Raw genomic sequence first — 22,682 nt, forward strand, 5'->3', positions numbered from 1 at the left:
CGGTGCCGCCGAAAGAGCCCTTCCCACCTGTGGGGGGCTGTGGGGAGGGGTTGGGGAGGGGCAAGCGTTTGGCGCGTCCCGCCTCTTCAGAGTACCGGCGCCGCCAGTCCCCTCTTCGCCAGCATCGCGTCCGGACTCGGCAGCTTGCCACGGAAGGCCTTGTAGGCATCTTCCGGGTCGATCGCGCCGCCGATGGAATAGATGTGGGCCTTGAGTCTGGCCGCCATTTCCGGATCGAAGGGGTCGCCGGCTTCCTCGAAGGCGGCGAAGGCGTCGGCGTCGAGCACCTCCGACCACATGTAGGAATAGTAGCCGGCGGAATAGCCGTCGCCTGAAAAGACATGCAGGAAATGCGGGCTGCGATGGCGCATGACGATCGACGTCGGCATGCCGATCCTTTCGAGCGTCGCCGCCTCCAGCGCCAACGGGTCCGAGCCCGCCTCCGCCGTGTGATAGGCCATGTCCACGAGCGCCGACGAGGTGAATTCCACCGTCGCGAAGCCGGAATTGAAAGTCCGGGCGGCGAGTACTTTTTCGAGCAGCGCCTCGGGCATCGGCTCGCCGGTCCGGTAGTGCACGGCATAGGTTTTGAGGATGTCCGGCACGGTCAGCCAGTGCTCATAGAGCTGCGACGGCAATTCGACGAAATCGCGCGAAACGCCGGTGCCGGACACGGACGGATAGGTGACGTTGGAGAGCATGCCGTGCAACGCGTGCCCGAACTCGTGGAACAGCGTGCGGGCGTCGTCGAGCGAAAGCAGCGCCGGCTTGCCGTCGGCGGGCTTCGCGAAATTGCAGACATTGTAGATGATCGGGATTTCGCCGGTCGTGCCGTTCTTGAGCCGAAGCTTGTGCTGCGACTGGAACGAGCTCATCCAGGCGCCGGATCGCTTGGAGGAGCGGGCGAAATAGTCGCCAAGGAACAGCGCAACCAGCTTGCCCTGGACATCGCGGATCTCGAAAACGCGGACATCCGGGTGATAGGCGGCGAGGCCCTTCTTCTCCGTGGCCGTGATACCGAACAGGCGATGAGCGACGGCGAAACAGGCGTCGATGATCTTCTCGAGTTGCAGATAGGGCTTCAGTTCGCTTTCCGAGAAGCTGAATGTCCGGGCCCTCAGCTTTTCGGCATAGTGCCGCCAATCCCAGGGCATGACCTCGTGGTTTCGTCCTTCGGCGGCGATGAGCTTCGCAAGCTCCGCCTCTTCCTCGCGGGCGCGTGCGGCCGCCTTCTCCCAGACCTGCATCAGGAGGCCGTTCACCGTCTCGGGCGTCTTCGCCATGGTGTCGTCCAGCTTCAACGCCGCGTAATTCTCGTAGCCGAGCAGCCTCGCCTTTTCCGCCCGGAGTGACAGCGTCTCGGCGATTATGGCGCGGTTATCGGTATCGCCGCCATTTTCGCCGCGGGCGATCCAGGCCTTGAACGCCTGCTCGCGCAGGTCACGATTGTCCGAGAAGGTCAGGAAAGGCTCGATGATCGAGCGCGACAACGTCACCGCATATTTGCCGTCCTCTCCCCGGTCGCGCGCCGCCGCCGCCATGGCGTCCCGGAGGAAATCCGGCAGGCCCGCCAGTTCCTCCTCGCTCGCAAGCATCAGCGCCCACAGCTTCTCGTCCCCGAGCACGTTCTGGCCGAACCTCGCTCCGAGTCCGGCAAGCCTCTCGTTGATTGCGGCAAGGCGCTCCTGATCGGGCCTGTCGAGCTTCGCCCCGGATTTGACGAAACCCTTCCAGTGGCGCTCGAGGACACGCGTCGCCTCGAGGTCGAGCCCCAGTTGCTCGCGCCTCTCCCAGAGCGCATCGATGCGGGCGAAGAGCACGGGATTCGTGCCGATCTTCGAATAGTGCCGCGACATCTTCGGCGCGATTTCGCGCTCGAGCGCCTGGATCACGTCATTGGTGTGGGCGCCCGCCTTGTTCCAGAAGAGCGCCGAGACGCGCGAAAGTTCATCTCCGGCAATCTCCAGCGCGACGACGGTGTTCTCGAAGGTCGGCGGCTCCGGATTGTTGGCGATTGCTTCGATCTCCGCCTCGTGGCTCGCGAGCGCCGCATCGAAAGCGGGTCCGAAATCCTCGTCCATGATCGCCTCGAACCGTGGCAGGCCCTCGTGTCCGGTCCAGTTCACGAGGGCGGGATTGAGCGAAGCGTTGGCGGCCATGAAGATTCCTTTCACATGCGGGACCGGTGCGCCTCGGCGCTCAGCCGGCCGGCTGAGATGCTTGAAGTGGTTGATGGACGCCTGGTCGTCAAGGCCTCCGCACGCCGAAAAGGCCGGGCGCCGCGTGCCAGACCGCCTGCGCCGCGAAGGCGATGAAGACGAGGCCGGAAAGCCGGACGATCGTGAGCTCGTGACGGCGGTAGAAGCGGCGCACGACCGAAGCGCCGATGATCGCGATCAGGATTACATCGGCCAGGAGGAAGCCGATCAGCGACACGGCAAGCAGCATCGGCAGCGCATTGAATTCCAGCGCATTGGCGGATCCCGCGAGAAGCGCGGTGAAGGTCGCGAGCGCCACCGGATAGCCCTTGGGATTGGTGAGCCCGAAGACGAGCCCGCGCCTGAGCGGCCGCTCGACGGCCAGGAGCGCCCGGTCTTCGCCCGTCGGTTGGGCGTTGAGCGCGGTCCAGCCGATCCATGCGAGATAGGCTCCGCAGATGAGACCGAGGACGTCGAAGATCGTCGTGCCGATCGACCGGGCGCCGACGATGGCGACGAGCGCCATTGTCGACCAGAGAATGTCGCCGGCAAGGTGGCCGCCCATGAAGAGCGCGCCGGCCCTTCGGCCCTGGCCGGCGCCGATGCCGAGCAGCGCCAGGAAGGCGGGGCCGGGGATCAGCGTATAGGAAAGCGCTGCGAGAAAGGCACCAACAAGAAGCGTCTCGGACATTTCGGATATCCCCGTTCGCAATCATTCGAGCGGCGGCGCGCGATTTCGTCAAGCGGAAACGTCGGTTGGGGCAGGACCGACAGTCGACGGTGAGAAGGCGCGCACAAATCTTTCGCCGGCGCGATTTCCCTCGATACGAAGTTGCGCTAAGAACGCGGCCGAGTTCCCCCCCAAGAAGGACTATCCATGACTGTGCGCAATCTCTTCCTTCTGCCCGGCGACGGCATCGGCCCGGAAGCCATGGCGGAAGTCCGCAAAATCATCGACTACATGAACGCCGAGCTCGGCACCGGCTTCGTGACGGACGAGGGCCTTGTGGGCGGCTCCGCCTATGACGCCCATGGCGCGGCGATCTCGGAAGGGGACATGGCGAAGGCGCTTGCCGCCGATGCCGTACTCTTCGGCGCCGTCGGCGGACCGAAATGGGATGCGGTTCCCTATGAGGTGCGGCCGGAAGCGGGCCTGCTGCGTCTGCGCAAGGATCTCGAGCTCTTCGCCAACCTGCGCCCCGCGATCTGCTATCCCGCACTTGCCAGCGCATCCTCGCTGAAGCCGGAACTGGTCGAGGGCCTCGATATCCTCATCGTGCGCGAATTGACCGGCGGCGTCTATTTCGGCGAGCCGAAGGAGATCATCGACCTCGGCAACGGCCAGAAGCGCGGCATAGACACGCAGGTCTACGACACCTACGAGATCGAGCGCATTGCCGGCGTCGCCTTCGAGCTGGCGCGCACCCGCAAGAACCGCGTCTGCTCGATGGAAAAGCGCAACGTCATGAAGTCGGGCGTGCTCTGGAACCAGGTGGTCACCGAGACACACAAGGCGAGATATCCGGACGTCGAACTCGAGCACATGCTGGCTGATGCCGGCGGCATGCAGCTCGTGCGCCAGCCGAAGCAGTTCGATGTGATCGTCACCGACAACCTGTTCGGCGACATGCTGTCCGACGTCGCCGCCATGCTCACCGGTTCGCTCGGCATGCTGCCGTCGGCCTCGCTCGGCGCACCGGATGCCAAGACCGGCAAGCGCAAGGCGCTCTACGAGCCGGTGCACGGCTCGGCACCCGACATCGCCGGCAAGGGCATCGCCAACCCGATCGCCATGATCGCCTCCTTCGCCATGTGCCTGCGCTATTCCTTCAACCTCGTGAAGGAAGCCGACAACCTGGAAAAAGCGATTGCCAAGGTGCTAGACAAGGGCATCCGCACCGGCGACATCATGGCGGAAGGCTGCCGCAAGGTCGGCACCACCGAGATGGGCGATGCGATCCTGGCCGAATTCAGGGCGCTTGCGGCCTGAATTCGGAGAGAACGGCCCGAAGCCACTTCAACACCTCCGGTTTCGCCGGAGGTGTCTTGCATTCTTTAGCGCCGCACGTCTTCTCAAATGCACTCAGAGGCGCAAAGGCGCTGTAGCACTTTGAAATTGCGACAGGTTCCTTGATTTCGCCCTCTCCGCTTCCAAATCCATGGCAGCGAACGGAGAAGGAGTGACATGAGGCAACCGCTTTCCTCGACCGTCTGGATCCTGCTGACCACAATCGTTCTCATACTGGCGCTGGTACCCTTCGACGCGTATCTGTCCGAATGGGCAAAGGGCCTGCCGGAAGAAATCGTCGACTTCAACCGAATGATTACCGATTTCGGCACATTCGCCTGGATGGTTTACGCGTCCGCTCTCCTCTTTCTCGTCGCTTTCATCGCCAACAGCACCGCTAAGCGCGAGACGGTACGGCAGCAAGCGCGAACGGCGCGCAGCCTTTCCGCCTATTTCTTCCTGACGATCGGCACCGCCAGCGTTCTGGTTCACGGGCTGAAGTTTCTGATCGGCCGCGCCCGCCCGGAGCTTTTGCAAGACTATGGCGCCTACAGTCTGACACCTTTCGCCGGTGAGCGGGTGTTCGAGAGTTTCCCCTCCGGCCACTCGACCGCGGCCGGTGCCCTGTTCGGTGCCTTTGCGATGCTGATGCCGCGGTTCCGGCCGCTATTCTTCGTCTTCGCCGTGACGATCGGCGCCTCGCGCGTGATCGTCGGCGCCCACTACCCGAGCGATGTGGCCGCCGGCCTGCTGCTCGGTCTTTGGACAGCGGTGATGTTTGCCTTCCTCTTTGCTCGGCAGGGATGGCATTTCCGAAGGGGAGCCAATGGCTGGCCGGTGTCAGGGCCCGCGCAAACCGCTGCGCGGGACGAGCCGCAATAAAACGCCGGCGCGGCAGGCCGCGCCGGAAGTGGGAGAGTCTCTTACAAAGCCGCACGTCCGGTAAGACGCACGAGGCGGCAGTCTCGGACGAAGAGGATGCCAGAAGCGCGTCCAGCAAGGCAGGGATGCTTTCGTCCTATGACTTTCGTTTCGTCGAAAAGGGACGCGCGGGTTTTGGCATCGGCTCCGAGAATTGATGCCGGCTTGTCTGCGGCTTGACTCTTGCCGAAAAGCCGGTATGAGCAGCGGCGAACGAGGAAACCGCCATGGGACCGATTCTTGCGTCCATCGCTCAGCCGATCCTGCCGGCCCCTGCCGCCGGGCGGATTCGCCTTTTCTCGCTCGCTAGCAAAACAACGGCCAAAACGACGACGAAAACCGTCTGACGTCTCTGGCCCTCCGCTCTCTCCCCGGTAAGGCCGGGGACAGGAACCTCGCGGGCGAAAACCGCGCGGCTCCCCTCCACCCAACGAGGAGAGACAGAAAGAGAGCTTTGATCATGGGTTTCAAGATTGCAGTCGCAGGCGCCACCGGCAATGTCGGCCGGGAGATGCTGAATATCCTTTCAGAACGTGGGTTTCCTGCAGACGAGGTTGTGGCGCTCGCCTCCTCGCGTTCCGTCGGCACCGAGGTCTCCTACGGCGACAAGACGCTGAAGGTCTCCAATCTCGAAACCTATGATTTCTCCAATACGGACATCTGCCTGATGTCGGCCGGCGGTGCGGTTTCGCTGAAATATTCGCCGAAGATCGGTCAGCAGGGATGCGTCGTGATCGACAACTCCTCTGCCTGGCGCTACGACGCCGAGGTGCCGCTGATCGTGCCCGAGGTCAATCCGGATGCGATCTCCGGCTTCACCAAGAAGAACATCATCGCCAACCCGAATTGCTCGACGGCCCAGCTCGTCGTCGCGCTGAAGCCGCTGCACGAGCGCGCCACGATCAAGCGCGTGGTCGTCTCCACCTATCAGTCGGTGTCCGGTGCCGGCAAGGACGGCATGGACGAACTCTTCAACCAGACGCGTGCCGTCTTCGTGGCCGACCCGATCGAGAGCAAGAAATTCACCAAGCGAATCGCCTTCAACGTCATTCCGCATATCGACGTGTTCATGGAGGACGGCTACACCAAGGAAGAGTGGAAGGTGCTCGCCGAAACCAAGAAGATGCTTGACCCGAAGATCAAGCTGACCTGCACCGCCGTGCGCGTTCCGGTTTTCATCGGCCATTCGGAATCGGTCAATATCGAGTTCGAAAAGGAAATCACCGCCGACGAGGCACGCGAAATCCTGCGCGAGGCACCGGGTTGCCTGGTCGTCGACAAGCGCGAGAACGGCGGCTACGTGACGCCCTATGAATGCGCCGGCGAAGACGCGACCTACATCTCGCGCATCCGCGAAGACGCAACCGTCGAGAACGGCCTCAATCTGTGGGTCGTCTCCGACAACCTCCGCAAGGGTGCGGCACTCAATGCCGTCCAGATCGCCGAGCTTTTGGTTAACCGCGGCCTGATCAAGCCGCGCAGCCAAGCCGCCTGAGGCGGCGAGCGGTTGGCCGCCGGTTCGTCACGGTCCGGGCGCGCGCGAAGCGGCGGAGCGGGAAAAGAACGGCGGCTCTCCTCTCGCTCCGCCTTTCCACTGCATGTTTCCTTAAATCGACCTCGATTGGAGGGCAAGGAACGCAGCGGGGCAATGGCGGCCTTTGAGTGTCTGACGGGACGCGCGACGCCAAAGAACTGCGCCGGCCATGGATTCACGTGAAACCATGGCGGCCGGCCGGACGGCGGTTGACCGAGCCGGTATCAGCATTTTCTTGAACACAACAGACGGGCAATGACGGGGTATCTCATGTACAAGATGAAGCGCACAGCGGCGGGGCTCGCGGCCCTCATCTCAGTGGCGGTCGTTCCCACGGCCGCTTTCGCGGCACAATGCGGCAATGACGGCGGCCGGTTTTCGGCCTGGGTGCAAGAATTCAAGCGCGAGGCCGCCGGCAACGGCATCAGCCAGTCCGTGCTTGATCAGGCACTCGGCAGCGTTTCATACAGCCGGGCAACCATCCGTGCCGACCGCGGACAGAAGAGCTTCAAGCTCTCGCTCGACCAATTCATGCAGAAGCGGGGCGGCCAGGTGATCATTTCGCGCGGCAGCAAGATGCGCGCGCAGCATGCCAAGCTCTTCGCCTCGATCGAGCGGCGCTATGGCGTCCCGGCTGGTCCGCTGATCGCCATATGGGGCATGGAGACCGGCTTCGGTTCGTTTTTGGGCAAGGAACACACGCTGTCAGCCGTCGCCACCCTTGCCTATGACTGCCGCCGCTCCGCCTATTTCACCGAACAGCTCTACGCCGCCATCCAGCTTGTCGGCCGCGGTGATCTGAGCCCGTCTGCCCGCGGGGCCGCCCATGGAGAAATCGGCCAGACGCAGTTCCTGCCGCTGAACGTCCTGAAATATGGCGTCGACGGCGACGGCGACGGACACATCGACATGGTCCACTCAAAGGCGGATGCGCTGGCCTCGACCGCGAATTTCCTGCGCGGCCACGGTTGGCAGCCGGGCGCCGGCTACCGGCCCGGCGAGCCGAATTTCGTCGCCATCCAGGGCTGGAACGCCGCCAGCGTCTACCAGCAGGCAATCGCCATCATCGCCTCCGAGATCGACGGCGACTGAAGAGGAACGATCACACGCCGGTCATCCTCTCCCCACCCACCTGTGGGGAGGGGGTCTGGACGAAGGGCTACCGCCGCTTACAGCAGTACAGCGCCGCGCGTCTTTCAGACGCGCGGCGCTGTAACTCTTTGAATCTGCGTATCGTCTCATGTCCCGGGCCGGACGAAATCGCCGGTCTTCGCGTCCATGACCCAGAGCTCGCCGGTCGAGATATCGAACCAGGCGCCATGGAGCCGCAGCTTTCCCTTGGCCTCAAGCACCTGAACGCAAGGAAAGGTCCTCAGATTGGCCACCGAGTTGCGGATCGACACGCGCTCGAGCGCCCGCTGGCGTTCCGACTGGGTCATGTAGTCGTAGCTCTGTATCTGCTCCGCAGCAGGCTTCAGCAGGTGCATCCAGCGGCCGATGAAATCGCCGGGAGAAAGCGGCTCCGCATCCGGATCGAGCGCCGCCTTGATGCCGCCGCAGCGGCCGTGGCCCATGACCACGATATCGCTGACGCGCAGCGACTGGACCGCGAATTCCAGAGCGGCGGAGGTCGAGTGATAATGCCCGTCTGGCTCGTAGGGCGGCATCATATTGGCGACATTGCGAACGACGAAAAGCTCACCCGGGCCGCTGTCGAAGATCGTCTCCGGTGCGGCGCGCGAATCGCAGCAGGCGATCACCATCGTCGTCGGCTTTTGCCCGCTCTCGGCGAGCGTCCGGTAGCGTTGCTGCTGTTCGCTGAAACGGCCGCCCATGAAATTGCGGTAGCCGGCCAGGAGATTTTCCGGAAAGCTCTGCTTCTCCATCAGTTACCCCGTGTCATCCACTGCATCAAACACTGCTCTATGGCTACTCGGGTAGCATGGAGCGTCGAAGTGTTACAGCGAGCCTTGCGTGCCCGAAAGGATAAATTGCCTTCATCAGACATTTCTTTTGTGCCCGCCCCCGCCTATTTCCGTCGCATTTGGCCCGGATGCATGAGGCGGCGCATCTGCACCATGGCCATCGGCGTCGCGAGGCTTGAGGCGTCCTGTTCAAGCGTCAACTCGTCGGCGCCGCGCTTGGCGGTGCGTGCGATGACCTCGAATATGCTGGCGGTCGCCATTTGCAGCGCGCGCTCCTCGGAAAGACCCTGCAGGAGCCGCGCAAGAAAGACGGCCGACAGCAGGTCACCCGCGCCGTTCGGTGGATTCTCGACCAGCCGATGCTCGGCGAGCAGGGCATGGCGACCGGACAGATAGAGGTTGCCGGTGCCGCCGTTCATCATCGCGACCGCCGATGTGACGAGCACCCGCGGCGGCCCGAGGCCGAGTGCCGCCTCGAGGATCGCCGCGTTCGTGTCGAGTTCCGCACCCGCCAGCCAGGAAAGTTCAAAACGGTTCGGCGTTGCCAATGAAGCAAGCGGCAGCAGCCGGTCACGAATGGCGAAGGCACTCTCGGCCGGGATATAGAGTCCGTTCGAATCGCCGATCACCGGGTCGCAGGCGTAGAAAAGCTCGGGATTGCGGTGCTTCAGCGCCGTTACCAGCCGCGCGACTTCCTCGGCCTGGCCGGGTGTTCCGAGATAGCCGGAAAGCACCGCGCGCACTTCGCCGATCCACGGCGCATCGATAAGATCGTCGATGATCGACCGGAACTCCGCATCGGAGATCGTCACCCGCGTCGCACGGCCATGGCCGGGATGCCATGACAGGATGACCGTCGGCAACGCCCAGACGAGATGCCCGAGCGTCTCCAACGCGAATACCGCCGCGCGGTTGCCGACCGTGCCGCGAACCACGTGGCTGGAGATGACGATGACGGCGCCGGGCGCGGCAGGAATTTCAGACATCAGGCGATCCTTGGGCTCTGTTCCACTTCATGTCCCGAACTCGACCTCGATTAAAGGACATGTAGGATATCGAGGTGCTGCAGCGATCTTTGCGCTCGGAAAAGCCGCTCGACACTGCAAGCTGTGATCGCCGACTGCCGAAGCGGTGTCAACGGGATGTCGAGGGGCGACCGGGTCCGTGTTTCGGCGCCGTCCGGTGTTTTCGTTCGTTTGCGCCGTTTTTGGAGAGATTTCTGTAAAATCGCGCCTGGTTTAAATGGATTTAGGTCGATTCTACGTGAAATTCTCCAAGAACAGGCTCGATTTTGCCCAAATCCGTCATAAAACGATCGCCATTGGCCATGGTTCTGATAGGTTCGTCTATCATATTTGGGGAGCGACTTCATGGGCGTGAAATACAATCCGAAGCGAGATCGGCACATCGATGCCGCCCGGGCAGCGGTGGGCAAGATCGGCGTCGACACTCTGCCGCCGGAGATCCTCTTCGGAGGCGCGAGCAATGACGACCTCGACCTTTATTCGCCGGATATGCTGGCTCTGACCGCCGCGCACGCCCGCAAGGAACTGGCCCGCTGGGACGGCGGCAAGCCGCAGGTTTCGGTGGAAACGGTGCCCGGAGTGGCGCCAGGCGGGACCGAGGTTTCGATCATCGCCATCACCGAGCGCAACATGCCGTTCCTCTATGACTCGGTCATGGGCGAGGTAACGAGCACCCATCGCGACATTCACCTTGCCATCCACCCGATCCTCCTCATGCAACCGGGCAAGCCGGTCAAACTTTTCGATCCGGACGAGGAAAGCGATCCGGCGCACCGCGTCAGCCATATTCAGATCCACCTCGGCAAGCTGACGCCGATCGAGGAGCGCTCGCTCAGCAAACGCATCACTGACGTCCTGGAGCAGGTGCATCAGGCGGTGCACGACTGGCCGGCCATGACGGCGCTGCTCGACCAGGTCATGCGCGAGCTCGAGGATTACCACGCCTCGCGCAAAAAGAGCGACCGTGACGAGGCGCTCGCGTTCCTTCGCTGGCTAAGGGACAACAACTTCACCTTCCTCGGCATGCGCGAATACACCTATTCCGGTAAGGGCGAGAACGCGACGGTCGAACGCGGCAAGGGCAGGGGTCTCGGCATTCTCTCCAATCCCGAGGTACGCGTCCTTAGGCAAGGCAACGACGCCGTGTTCACGACGCCGGAGATCCTCGCCTTCCTCGAGGGTCCGGACTTCCTGATCGTCACCAAAGCGAATGTGAAGTCGGTCGTGCATCGCCGCGCCTATATGGATTACATTGGCGTCAAGCGCTTCGACACGTCCGGCAATGTCGTCGGCGAGTTGCGCATCGTCGGCCTCTTCACCTCGAGCGCCTACACCCGCCAGGCGGCGGAGATTCCGCTGCTTAGACACAAGATCGAGAAGATCATCGACCATTTCGGCTACGACCCGCAGAGCCATTCCGGCAAGACCCTGGCAAACACGTTGGAATCCTATCCGCGGGACGATCTGTTTCAAATCGATGTCGGGCTTCTCGCCGCCTTCTGCGAACAGATCAACGAGCTCGGCGACCGGCCGCGGGTGCGCGTTCTGCCGCGCATCGACCATTTCGACCGCTTCGTCTCCGTCATCATATACGTACCGCGCGAGCAATATGATTCCAGCGTCCGCGAGAAGATCGGCGATTACCTGAAAGCCGTCTATGACGGCCGGGTCTCCGCCTATTATCCGGCCTTCCCGGAAGGCGGGCTGGCGCGCGTGCACTTCATCATCGGCCGCTCGGGCGGCAAGACGCCGCGCGTCCCGCAGGCCAAGCTCGAGGATGCGGTGCGCACCATCGTCACGCGCTGGATCGACCGCTTCAACCTGCTCGCCCGCAACGAAGGCATCGAGCTTTCCGCGGGCGAGGCCTATCAGGCCGCGTTCACGCCTGCCGAAGCCTATGCTGACCTTGGCGACATGTCGGCCTGCAAGAGCGACGACCCGATCCGCATCTCCTTCTATCACCGCCATGGCGAAAGGCCGGACGCGCTGGAACTGAAGATCTTCCACGCAAACCACCCGGTCTCGCTCTCCCGCCGCGTGCCGCTGCTCGAAAACCTCGGCTTCCGCGTGATCAGCGAGCAGACTTACGATATCGGCGTGCGTGCCCATGCGCAGGAGCAGTGCAACGTCGTGCTGCACGACATGGAGCTCCTTCATCGTGACGGGCATACGGTCAACCTCGCCAAGGCCGGCATGGCGCTGGAGGAGGCGTTCCTCGCCGCCTGGGACGGCACGATTGAGGACGACAATTTCAATCGGCTGGTCCTTTTGGCGGGCCTGACCGCACGGGAAGTGACGGTGCTGCGCAGCTATGCGCGCTATTTGCGCCAGGCGGGCATCACCTATTCGCAGGGCTACATAGCCGACACGCTGAACAAGTATCCGGCGATTGCCGCCGACATCTTCCGCCTGTTCACCACGCGGCTCGATCCGAGGGTCGAGCCGAAGTCGCGCGTGAAGAGGACCAACGCCGTGCTGGCTGCGATCGAGGAGGCGCTCTCGGCCGTGCCGAGCCTCGACGAGGACCGCATCCTGCGCCGCTACGTCAATGCAGTTCAGGCGACGCTCAGGACCAACTATTTTCAGAAGGATGCGGAAGGCAGGCCGCGGCCCGTGCTCGCCTTCAAGCTCGATCCGAAGGCGCTCGAGGGCCTGCCGGAACCGCGCCCCTTCCGGGAGATTTTCGTCTACGGCACCGAGGTCGAGGGTGTGCACCTGCGCTTCGGCAAGGTGGCGCGCGGCGGGCTCCGCTGGTCCGACCGGGCGCAGGACTACCGCACCGAGGTGCTGGGTCTCGTCAAGGCGCAGCAGGTGAAGAACGCGGTCATCGTCCCCGTCGGCGCCAAGGGCGGCTTCTACCCGAAGCAGCTTCCCGCCGGCGGCACCCGCGATGACGTGTTCAGGGCCGGGACGGAAGCCTACAAGACCTTCATCCGCAGCCTTCTGTCGGTGACCGACAACATCGTCGGCCCGGATGTGGTTCCGCCTGAGGACACGGTGCGGCTTGACGGCGACGACCCCTATTTCGTCGTGGCCGCCGACAAGGGAACCGCAACCTTCTCGGACACGGCGAACGCGCTGGCGCAGGAGGCGGACTTCTGGCTCGACGACGCCTTCGCCTCCGGCGGCTCGGCCGGCTACGACCATAAGAAGATGGGAATTACCGCCCGCGGCGCCTGGGAGGCGGTCAAGCGGCACTTCCGCGAGATGGACATCGACATCCAGGCGACGCCCTTCACGGTGGCCGGCGTCGGCGACATGTCCGGCGACGTCTTCGGCAATGGCATGCTGCTTTCGGAAAAGATCCGGCTGATTGCCGCCTTCGATCACCGTGACATCTTCATAGATCCAAATCCGGATACCGATCTCTCCTTCGCCGAGCGCAAGCGCATGTTCGCCCTGCCGCGCTCGAGCTGGCAGGATTACGACCGCAAGTCGCTTTCGCCGGGCGGCATGATCATTTCCCGCGCCGACAAGCTGGTGACGCTGACGCCCGAAGCCATGGCGGCGATCGGCATCGACAGGCAGAAGGCGACTCCCTTCGAGATCATGAACGCCATTCTGAAGAGCTCGGTCGACCTTCTCTGGTTCGGCGGCATCGGCACCTATGTGCGGGGCAGCAACGAGACGGATGCCGAGGTCGGCGACCGCGCCAACGATCCGATCCGCGTCACGGCGGAAGAGGTGCGCGCCCGGGTGATCGGCGAAGGCGCCAATCTCGGCGTCACCCAGAAGGGCCGCATCGGCTATTCGCTCAATGGCGGGCGCTGCAATTCCGACGCGATCGACAATTCGGCTGGCGTGAATTCCTCAGACGTCGAGGTCAATATCAAGATCGCGCTTGCCTCGGCCATGCGCGACGGGCGCCTGACACGGCCCAAGCGCAACACGCTGCTTGCCGCCATGACCAGCGAGGTGGCCCATCTTGTGCTGCGCAACAACTATCAGCAATCGCTCGCAATCTCGCTGACGGAGATGCAGGACCTTGGCAATCGCACGCCGCTGGCGCGGCTGATGGAGCGGCTCGAGGCCGACGGTCACCTCAACCGCAAGGTTGAGACGCTGCCATCGGACCAGGCCATGGCCGAGCGCTACCAGGCGGGCAAGCCGCTGACACGGCCCGAGATCGGCGTCCTGCTCTCCTACGCAAAGCTCGTGCTATTCGATGAACTGATCAAGAGCGATCTTCCGGACGACGTCTACTTCACCGCGACGCTCGAGCGCTACTTTCCGGCAAAAATGCGCAAAGCCTACGCGAGCGATATCCAGGGGCACCGGCTGCGCCGCGAGATCGTCGCGACGATGCTCGCGAACGAAGCGATCAACCGTGGCGGGCCGGCTTTCGTCTCGACGCTGACGGACGCGACCGGCTTCCTGCCTGCCGACGTCGTCAAGGCAGCCGTACTGGCGCTCGACGGCTTCGATCTGCCGCGAATCTACGGCGAGATCGACGCACTCGACAACAAGATCGGCGGCATCGTCCAGAACCGGCTCTATCAGGAAGTCGGGCGGATATTCGCGCTCGTCACCGAAAGGGCGCTGCGCACCCGCGCTGCGGAGGGACCGGTCACCGAGGCAGTTCAGCGCCTCAGGGACGGGCTCCAGAAGCTCCGCGCCACGACGCGCGCGGCAATCTCCAGCGAGAGCGCCGAGGAGGCACAGCTGAGATCGGCGGCCTACATCGAGAGCGGCGTGCCGGCCAAGCTCGCCACGGAGATCGCGGAACTGTCGCTGATGACCCTTGTGCCGGAGATCATGCAGATCGCTGCGGTGACCGGCGAACCGCTGAACCGCACGGCCCAGGGCTATTTCGCCGTCACGGAAAATCTCCGGATCAACCACCTGCTGGCCGCCGCCGACCGCGTACCCGCCGTAGAGCAATTCGAGGCGATGGCGCTCTCGCGCGCTGTTGCCGATATCGCCACCGCCCGCCGCGACATCACCATCGCCGCCCTCGTCGAGCACAAGGGCGATCGGAACCCTGTTCTGGCGTGGGAGGAGCAGGATCGCGAACGCGTTCTGAGCGTCCGCGACCAGCTGAGGCTGCTAACCGAAAAGGGCGAGACGACGCTCGCCAAGGTAGCGGTGGCCGCCGGCCTCCTCAGCGACCTTGCACGCGGCAGGGCGAAATGACACAGTCCCTCCGGGTTTTGCGGCCCGGAGGGACTTGGTTCCCGTTTCGGCTTGAAGCGCATTCGCGTTGCCCGTTCCGCCGCTGGCGTGATCGGGCTCTGCGGTGTAGTGCGTATTGCAGCGACGCGCGTCTTTTCAGACGCGCAAAGGTCGCTGTGGCGCTCGTGGATTGCCGGATGTCGCAGTCATGCTGGAGCGGGGAGGGGAAACTTGGAGATCGTGGCCACACAGGCAATGGAACGGCGCAGGGTCCCGCGGCTCGGCATTGCCGGTTGGATGCTCTTCGACTGGGCCGCGCAGCCCTTCTTCACCGTCGTCACGACCTTCATCTTCGCACCCTATTTCGTTTCCCGGCTCGCCGCCGATCCCGCCGAGGGGCAGGCGATCTGGGGCTACACGCTTACCGTTTCCGGCATCGTCATCGCCTTGCTCTCGCCGGTGCTCGGCGCCGTCGCTGACGCGACCGGACCCCGTAAGCCGTGGATCGGCGTCTTTGCCGCGATCAAGATCGTCGCGCTGGCGATGCTCTGGTTCGCCGTGCCCGGCTCGCCGCTTCTCTATCCGGCGATCTTCCTCGCGCTGGCGACCGTCGCCGCCGAATTCTCCATCGTCTTCAACGATTCGATGATGCCGCGTCTCGTCAGCGAGAAAGAGGTGGGGCGAATCTCCAACGTCGCCTGGGGGCTCGGCTATCTCGGCGGCATGATCGTGCTGATCGCGGTCGTCGCGTTCCTTGCCGGCAATCCGCAGACAGGCAAGACGGCGCTCGGCCTCGATCCCCTCTTCGGCCTCGATCCGGCGAAGGGCGAGGATGCCCGCATCACCGGCCCGATCGCGGCCGTCTGGTACCTGATCTTCATCCTGCCGATGTTCCTGTTCACCCCGGATGCAGGCAAGGCGACGAGCTCGCTTGCCAAGGCGACGGCGACGGGGCTCCGCGAGCTCAAGGGCACGCTCGCGGAGCTCAGGCAACGGGCAGGGATATTGCGCTTCCTGATCGGGCGCATGATCTACCAGGACGGTGTCAACGGTCTGATTGCGCTTGGCGGCGCCTTTGCCGCCGGCATGTTCGGCTGGCAGACGATGGAACTCGGCCTCTACGGCATTATCCTGAACGTGGTCGCCATCTTCGGCTGCCTCTATGCCAGCCGGCTCGACGTGCGGCTTGGCTCCAAGGCGATCGTCGTCGCCAGCCTCGTCTGCCTTACCATCGCCACGCTCGGCATCGTCTCGACCGGCCCCGGCTTCACGCTGTTCGGACTGGTGACGCTGCCGACCGACGATTCCGGCGGGCTCTTCGGCACGGCCGCCGAGAAGGCGTATATCCTCTACGGCCTGCTCGTCGGCATCGCCTTCGGCCCGGTGCAGGCCTCGTCACGCTCCTATCTCGCCCGCAGCGTCTCGCTCGACGAGGCCGGGCGCTATTTCGGACTTTATGCGCTGTCCGGGCGGGCCACCTCGTTCCTGGCACCCGCATCGGTGGCAACGATCACGATGATGACGGATTCGGCACGGATCGGCATGATGGCGCTGGTCGCCTTCCTCGCCGGCGGTCTCGTTATTCTGCTGCGCACGCCCTATCCAGCCAACCGGCCGGAATAGGAACCCGCCGCTGCAGTGCCGCGGGTCTGAAAAGGTGCCGACACTGTAATGCGACGCCCTGTTGAGCGTCGCACCCCTCGGCGATATCAACGGCCCCCGTGTCAATGCCGGAAGTGCCGCATCCCCGTGAACACCATCGCCACATCGTGCTCGTTTGCCGCGGCGATCACCTCGTCATCGCGCATGGAGCCGCCCGGCTGGATGACTGCGGTGGCGCCGGCGGCAATCGCCGACAAAAGCCCGTCGGCGAAGGGCAGGAAGGCCTCGGAGGCGACGGCGGAGCCGCGCGTCAGCGGCGCGGCGAGACCCAGTGCCTTGGCTGCATCCTCCGCCTTGATGGCGGCGATACGGGCGGAGTCGACACGGCTCATCTGCCCTGCACCGATGCCGGCGGTCTGACCGTCCTTGGCGTAGACGACGGCATTCGACTTCACATGCTTCGCCACCTTGAAGGCGAACTTCATGTCCTCGAGCTCCTGCGCCGTCGGCGCACGCTCGGTCACCACCTTCAGCTCCAGATCCTCGACCATGCCGTGATCGCGCGTCTGCACGAGCAGACCGCCGGCGACCGTCTTGGCGGAAAGACCCGGCGCACGCGGATCCGGCAGGCCGCCGGCAGCCAGCAGCCTGAGGTTCGGCTTGCGGGCGATGATCAGGCGTGCTTCTTCGCTCACCGCCGGGGCGATGATGACCTCGGTGAAGAGCTTGACGATCTCTTCAGCCGTTTCCGCATCGAGCTCCTGGTTGACGGCGATGATGCCGCCAAAGGCCGAGGTGGAATCGCAGGCGAGCGCCCGGCGATAGGCCTCGGAAAGGGTCGGCGCCGTGGCGACGCCGCAGGGGTTGGCGTGCTTGATGATCGCGCAGGCCGGCGCCTTTTCCGGCAGGAATTCGGCGACCAGCTCGAAGGCCGCGTCCGTGTCATTGATATTGTTGTAGGAGAGCTGCTTGCCCTGCAGAAGGCTTGCGGTCGCGACCCCGGGGCGCTTGTCGCCCGTCACGTAGAAGCCGGCCTTCTGGTGCGGATTTTCGCCGTAGCGCATTTCTTGCTTGAGCACGCCGCCGATCACGCGGTGACGCGGCATGGGCGTATCCAGCGCCTCGGCGAACCAATTGGAGATCGCAGCATCGTAAGCGGCGGTGCGAGCATAGGCCTTCGCTGCCATCTTCTGGCGGAAGGCGTAGCGCGTGGTGCCGCTGGCAATCTCCTCGAGGAGCAGCGGATAGTCGGCCGGATCGGTGACGATCGTCACATAGGCATGGTTCTTGGCCGAAGCGCGGATCATGGCCGGGCCGCCAATGTCGATGTTCTCGACCGTCGTAGGATAGTCGCCGCCGGCAGCGCGCACCTCTTCGAAGGGATAGAGATTGATGACGGCAAGGTCGATGGCCGCAATGCCGTGTTCGTCCATTGCCGCCGTGTGCTCGGCGTCATCGCGAATGGCAAGCAGGCCGCCATGGACATTCGGGTGAAGCGTCTTGACGCGGCCGTCCATGATCTCCGGAAAGCCGGTCAGTTCCGAAACGTCGCTGACAGGAAGCCCGGCCGCGGAAATCGCCTTGTGCGTGCCGCCGGTCGAAATCAGCCGGATGCCCTTCTCGTGCAGAGCCTGGGCGAGCTCAATGACGCCGGTCTTGTCGGAGACGGAGAGGAGGGCGGTTTTGATCCGGACCTCGTCCGGGGCGGGGATTTTCTTGGAGGCGACAGCCATCAACCTTGCTCCTTTGGCAGCGCCGGACGCCTGCAGGGAACGGTTCCGGCGGTTGGGATGGCTGCCCGTTAGCACAGCTTCCCACGGGAAGAAACCGTCGCCGCGGCACGCAGGGGAAAATAGCGGGACGCCCCATGCCTACCCTTCGCGGATCAAGGTCCATTGAACTTCCGGCTGCGATTCTACAGTAAAGGTGACGGTGATCTGCGACGACGTCCGAATGCCGGATGGATCGGCGAAGAAGACGTCCTCCTCGATCGCCACTTCGCCGTCACGGCAGGCAAAGAGCCAACCCTCGCCATCAGGTGCCGTGAGATAGATCTCGCTGTCGCTGTGCCGGCGCATGCCGATCGATGGATGGACGTGAAAACGGGCAACGGCGAGTGCGGCATGGGCCGCATCCGGCTCACGCCCATCCTCCCGCGAAAGCCGGTCGCGGCCGCGGACAAGGCGGCCACCGTTCAAGATTCCGATGTCGCGTTCGTGGATCAGGCCGAACAAGGCGAGATACCCGTCATGGCTTGCCCGGACGGCGTCGATCACGCCGGGCTCGTCCTTTCGTTCGACGACGACCCGTGGCAGCTCGCTCGTCACGACGGGACCGAGGAATTTCGATTTCGAGAAGCGCAGCGAAGAGGTGTCGTTGACGGTCACCGTCGAGTGGGCGGCAGTTGCGCGCGCCATCTGGCGGAATCGTTCGCCGGCGAATTTCGGTGCGCCGGAATTGATGATGAAACGGTTCCGCCCCGAAGACATCTCGAAAGAGAGGCAGCCCGCATGGGCCGTGCGCGACAGATCGACCGAAAGCGGGCGGCCCGTGTCCACGATGATGGCGGTATCGCCAAGCGAGAGCCGCTCGAAGTGGATGTGCGGCAACGAACGGAACGGCTCGCCCGCCGTTTCGTCATAGCGCAGCACCGAGGCGAGCTCGTGGGCGAGCACCGAGGTGGCGCCGTTGAAGAGCGCCAGCTCGCCGCTCTGGTGACGAAAGAACCGCAGCGCCGGATACATCCGGTCGATGCAGGGTATCAGCCGGGACGGCACGTCGTGGCCGAGATTGACATAGGTCTGGCGCAGCGGCAGCAGATCGAGCAGCAATTCGAGCCCGGCCCGCGGATTGCGGGAAAAATGGCCACCGTCGGGCAGAACCTGGCGGTCGAGCTCGAGATCGAGACGGCGCGATGCCTTGCGGATCACCGAGGCCGAGGCGGGCATGGACACGGAGGCGACCGCGAGCGCGATGCGGACCCGAAGCCGCGCCTCGCCATCAGGCAGGGTCTCGGCGATATGCCGGAGGTACCGCACCTGCAATGCCAGGCTTTTCAGAAAGCGTCGATAGAAACCGCGCTCGGCGTTGCGCAGCACCACCGGCGAGTGGGACAGCCAGGCGATGATGCGCTGCGCCACCACATCCGCCTCCCACGAGATGCCGCCCATGTTTCGCCCGTGGCTGGCGATCCAGTCATCGATGATCTGCCGGAGCTTGACGAATCCGGCTTCCTCGCGCACGGCGCGAAGATGGCGCAGCCAGGTAAAAGAATGCAACTTCATCGCAAAGGCACGTGACGGCAGGTCGATCTCGAAGGGCGAATCGCCCTCCGTGTCGAGCGCACGACCGCCAAGCGGGTACCGGCCCTGAAGAATCTCCTCCGCCACGAAGGGATCGATGGCTCTCAGATCCGTCGGAGCGACGATCAGGCGGTCAGGTGTCGCGCCGGCAAAACGGAGCGCCGCCATGCGCCAGAGCGAGAGTCCGCGCGAAAAGCGACGCCAGCCTTCGCGCAGATACAGGTAAAGGAGCCTTCGTTCACTGGAAAACAGCATCGGCGCCCGTCGGTTTCCTCGTTGATGCAACGGACCCTTTCGAAGCGCGCGAGCGGCACTCGCCCGGTTGCGCCGGATCCCTTCCTGGGTCGGATACGGCTTGGAAATGATTAAGATTCTATCAACCGATGTGCCATTGTTAGGCGCCTGCTCGCGGAGCGTCAATCGTCGCGGCGAAACAGCTGTCGACGGGGCAAATGGCTGTGCGGCCTCCTGAATGCACAAAACCTTTCAACCTGCGCATCTTTGCTTTGGAACATCGCACCCGATTTCCGAGCGCCTGAAGAGACGCGGCGCCGTAGCTTCCAGGCTCAGCCGAGGCTTCGGCGTAGGACCGCGGCGTAGAACCCATCGAGCCCGCCGGCAAAGGGAGGGGCGAGCGGCAGCATCGCCGGTGTCGTACGGAACTCGCCAAGCGCGGTGACCGCCGTCTCGAGCCCCGGCCAGTCGGCGGCGGCGATCGGCAGCCGTTCGCACAGGCCGTCGGCGACGACGCGCTCGACCACCTCCTCGCCCTCGCGAGGATCGAGCGAGCAATTGGAAAAGACCACGGTTCCTCCGGGTTTGACGACGGTCAGCGCGTGCCGCAGCAGCTTCTCCTGCAGCCGCGCAAGCTTGTCGATGTCCTCCGGCCCCTTGGTCCAGAGCACGTCCGGGTGGCGCCGGGTCGTGCCGGTGGAGGAGCAGGGAGCATCGAGGAGCGCCGCATCGAACAGCTCTTCCGGCTGGAACTCGGCCATATCGATCTCTTTCGTCCGGGCCTCAAGCCCGAGCCGCGCAAGGTTGCTCTCGAGCCGCCGCAGCCGGCTGGAGGAGTGGTCGAGCGCCGTCACGCTTGCCCCGGCAAGAACGAGCTGCGCCGTCTTGCCGCCCGGGGCGGCGCAGAGATCGAGCACGGCCTTGCCGGCAAGATCGCCGAAGAGCCGCGCCGGGATCGAAGCTGCCGCGTCCTGCACCCACCAGGCGCCCTCGGCAAAGCCCGGCAAGGACGGAATCGACCCGGAAAATTCCGGGAGCCGGATTGAGCCCGTCGGCAGGACCGTGCCGCCGAGGCGCTCGGCCCAGGACGCGTTGTCGGCCTTGACCGTGAGATCGATGGCGGCGGGAACAAGCTGCGCTTCCGATATCCTGTCCGCCTGTTCGCGGCCATAATACGCGACGAGCCGGTCGCGGAACCAGCCCGGCATTGCCGGAATGCTTTGCACCCGCGCGAGAACGTCCTCCTTTTCGCGCGACAGCCGCCGGAGCACCGCATTGACGAGGCTCGCGAAGCGACGGTTGCGCGGATCCGCTTGCGCCTGTTCGACCGCCAGATCGACGGCGGAATGATCGGGAACATCGAGATAGAGGATTTGCGCGGCGGCAACCGTCAGCACATGCTCGAGGGCGCGCGCGCCTTCCGGCAGGGACGTCTGCAGAAGCGAACCGATTGCCGCCCGGATCCGCGGCAGGTGCCTGAGCGCGGAATTGAGGATGGCACGCACGAGCGCCCGGTCGGCATCGTTCAGGGCCCGATAGGCGGGATTGCCGTGCTCCTGATCGAGCATGCCGTCGAGCGGCGTCTTGCGGTCGACGACGGCCGCCAGGATCTTGGCGGCGGCCTGGCGGCTCTGCAAGCCGGGCTTGCCGGCCGCGACAGAGCCGGATCGCACGCCGCCCCTGTGGAACGTCTTGCTTGATCGGGGTCGTTTCGGATGTGAATCGTTCTTGTTATCTTCAGGCATCAGGACCAGGGGCCTTTCGGCGGTTCGGAACCACCGCGACCCCAGCCGGTTCTCGGGACAGAGCGCGATTTGCGCGTTGCAATATCAGGGCCGCCCGCGCCCGTCGAGCCCGTCGACATCTCCCGCGCCATTCTCTCGAGCGCCGCGATACGGTTTTCCGTATTCGGATGGGTCGAAAAGAGGTTGTCCATCCGCTCGCCCGACAGCGGGTTGATGATAAACATGTGCGCCGTCGCCGGATTGCGTTCCGCATCGTCATTGTGGACGACATGGGCGGCCCGGGCGATCTTGCCGAGCGCCGAGGAGAGCCAGAGCGGATTGCCGCATATCTCGGCGCCCCGCCGGTCGGCGGAGTATTCGCGCGTGCGGCTGATCGCCATCTGCACCAGGGCGGCCGCGAGCGGCGCGACGATCATCGCGATCAACACGCCGATGAAGCCGAGAGGATTGTTGTTGTCGCGATTGCCGCCAAAGAAGAAGGCGAAATTGCCGAGCATGGAGATCGCCCCTGCAAGGGTCGCGGTCAGCGTCATCGTCAGCGTGTCGCGATTCTGGACATGCGCCAGCTCATGCGCCATCACACCGGCGACTTCCTGGTGAGACAGGGACTGCAAAAGGCCGGTGGACGCGGCGACCGCCGCATTCTCCGGATTACGGCCGGTGGCGAAAGCATTCGGCTGCGGGCTGTCGATGATATAGACGCGTGGCATCGGCAGGCCGGCATTCTTCGCGAGCTCACGGACGATGCCGTAATATTCCGGGGCGCTGCGCGCGTCGACCTCCTGGGCGCGATACATGCTCAATACCATGCGGTCGGAATTCCAGTAGGAGAAGAAATTCATCGCCGCGGCGAGCACAAAGGCGATCATCATGCCGCCCCTGCCGCCGATGACAAAGCCGACGGCCATGAACAGGACGGTCATGAAGGCAAGCAGCATGGCGGTGCGAATGAGGTTCATGGATCGGCTCCAGGCGTTCCTTCTTCGTCGGGCGTATCGGGTGCGCGGCCCAAGCCAGCGCTCCGATGTGCTACGAACGTTTCACGTGAATCAGGGTTCCCGCGCAGGCGGGAACTC

Annotated in this window: 14 protein-coding genes; 6 read left to right on the plus strand and 8 right to left on the minus strand. The window is 64.1% G+C overall.

Annotated features, from left to right (window positions below):
• Positions 1-86: 86 nt before the first annotated feature.
• A complete protein-coding gene (locus EKH55_RS15760) occupies positions 87-2,159 on the minus strand; it encodes a M3 family metallopeptidase (RefSeq protein WP_151611792.1) in 2,073 nt (690 codons plus the stop codon).
• An 88-nt stretch (positions 2,160-2,247) separates the two neighbouring features.
• The gene (locus EKH55_RS15765; protein ID WP_069458854.1) at positions 2,248-2,889 is read right to left on the minus strand and encodes a LysE family translocator; all 642 of its coding nucleotides are present in this window, start codon (positions 2,887-2,889) and stop codon (positions 2,248-2,250) included.
• 186 nt (positions 2,890-3,075) lie between these two features.
• Here EKH55_RS15765 and leuB point away from each other — a divergent pair, with 186 nt between their 5' ends.
• The 4 genes from leuB to EKH55_RS15790 all read left to right on the plus strand — a co-directional run bounded on the left by leuB (position 3,076) and on the right by EKH55_RS15790 (position 7,753).
• Positions 3,076-4,188, plus strand: a complete 1,113-nt coding sequence (gene leuB, locus EKH55_RS15770) for a 3-isopropylmalate dehydrogenase (protein ID WP_151611793.1) — start codon at positions 3,076-3,078, stop codon at positions 4,186-4,188.
• Positions 4,189-4,383: 195 nt separating this feature from the next.
• Positions 4,384-5,088 (plus strand): phosphatase PAP2 family protein, encoded by a 705-nt coding sequence (locus EKH55_RS15775; RefSeq protein WP_069458856.1) that lies wholly within the window; start codon positions 4,384-4,386, stop codon positions 5,086-5,088.
• 499 nt (positions 5,089-5,587) lie between these two features.
• Complete coding sequence (locus tag EKH55_RS15785) at positions 5,588-6,622, plus strand: aspartate-semialdehyde dehydrogenase (RefSeq protein WP_069458857.1); 1,035 nt, start codon at positions 5,588-5,590, stop codon at positions 6,620-6,622.
• Positions 6,623-6,931: 309 nt separating this feature from the next.
• Complete coding sequence (locus EKH55_RS15790; protein ID WP_069458858.1) at positions 6,932-7,753, plus strand: lytic murein transglycosylase; 822 nt, start codon at positions 6,932-6,934, stop codon at positions 7,751-7,753.
• A gap of 146 nt (positions 7,754-7,899) precedes the next feature.
• Here the strand turns inward: EKH55_RS15790 and EKH55_RS15795 are convergent, their stop codons facing one another.
• Together EKH55_RS15795 and pdxY are read right to left on the minus strand one after the other, a co-directional pair.
• On the minus strand, positions 7,900-8,547 hold the full coding sequence (locus EKH55_RS15795; protein ID WP_069458859.1) for a carbonic anhydrase: 648 nt from the start codon (positions 8,545-8,547) through the stop codon (positions 7,900-7,902).
• Positions 8,548-8,690: 143 nt separating this feature from the next.
• Positions 8,691-9,572 (minus strand): pyridoxal kinase PdxY, encoded by an 882-nt coding sequence (gene pdxY, locus EKH55_RS15800; RefSeq protein ID WP_069458860.1) that lies wholly within the window; start codon positions 9,570-9,572, stop codon positions 8,691-8,693.
• 384 nt (positions 9,573-9,956) lie between these two features.
• Here pdxY and EKH55_RS15805 point away from each other — a divergent pair, with 384 nt between their 5' ends.
• A complete protein-coding gene (locus EKH55_RS15805; RefSeq protein ID WP_151611794.1) occupies positions 9,957-14,744 on the plus strand; it encodes an NAD-glutamate dehydrogenase in 4,788 nt (1,595 codons plus the stop codon).
• 234 nt (positions 14,745-14,978) lie between these two features.
• Positions 14,979-16,346: an MFS transporter gene (locus tag EKH55_RS15810; RefSeq protein WP_151612000.1), complete on the plus strand. Its 1,368-nt coding sequence runs from the start codon at positions 14,979-14,981 to the stop codon at positions 16,344-16,346.
• Between the two features lie 101 nt (positions 16,347-16,447).
• On the opposite strand, the gene purH is transcribed toward EKH55_RS15810, so the two are convergent.
• From purH to htpX, 4 genes are all read right to left on the minus strand, one after another.
• Positions 16,448-18,058, minus strand: coding sequence for a bifunctional phosphoribosylaminoimidazolecarboxamide formyltransferase/IMP cyclohydrolase (gene purH / locus EKH55_RS15815; protein WP_069458863.1), 1,611 nt, complete (start codon positions 18,056-18,058; stop codon positions 16,448-16,450).
• 138 nt (positions 18,059-18,196) lie between these two features.
• On the minus strand, positions 18,197-19,882 hold the full coding sequence (locus EKH55_RS15820) for a heparinase II/III family protein (RefSeq protein ID WP_151611795.1): 1,686 nt from the start codon (positions 19,880-19,882) through the stop codon (positions 18,197-18,199).
• Positions 19,883-20,193: 311 nt separating this feature from the next.
• Positions 20,194-21,606, minus strand: coding sequence for an RsmB/NOP family class I SAM-dependent RNA methyltransferase (locus tag EKH55_RS15825; RefSeq protein WP_069458865.1), 1,413 nt, complete (start codon positions 21,604-21,606; stop codon positions 20,194-20,196).
• The gene (htpX, locus tag EKH55_RS15830) at positions 21,606-22,565 is read right to left on the minus strand and encodes a zinc metalloprotease HtpX (protein WP_151611796.1); all 960 of its coding nucleotides are present in this window, start codon (positions 22,563-22,565) and stop codon (positions 21,606-21,608) included. Before htpX ends, EKH55_RS15825 begins: the two co-directional genes overlap by 1 nt.
• Positions 22,566-22,682: the final 117 nt, after the last annotated feature.

The organism is Sinorhizobium alkalisoli, assembly GCF_008932245.1.
In the GTDB taxonomy this organism is placed as follows: Bacteria; Pseudomonadota; Alphaproteobacteria; order Rhizobiales; family Rhizobiaceae; genus Sinorhizobium; species Sinorhizobium alkalisoli.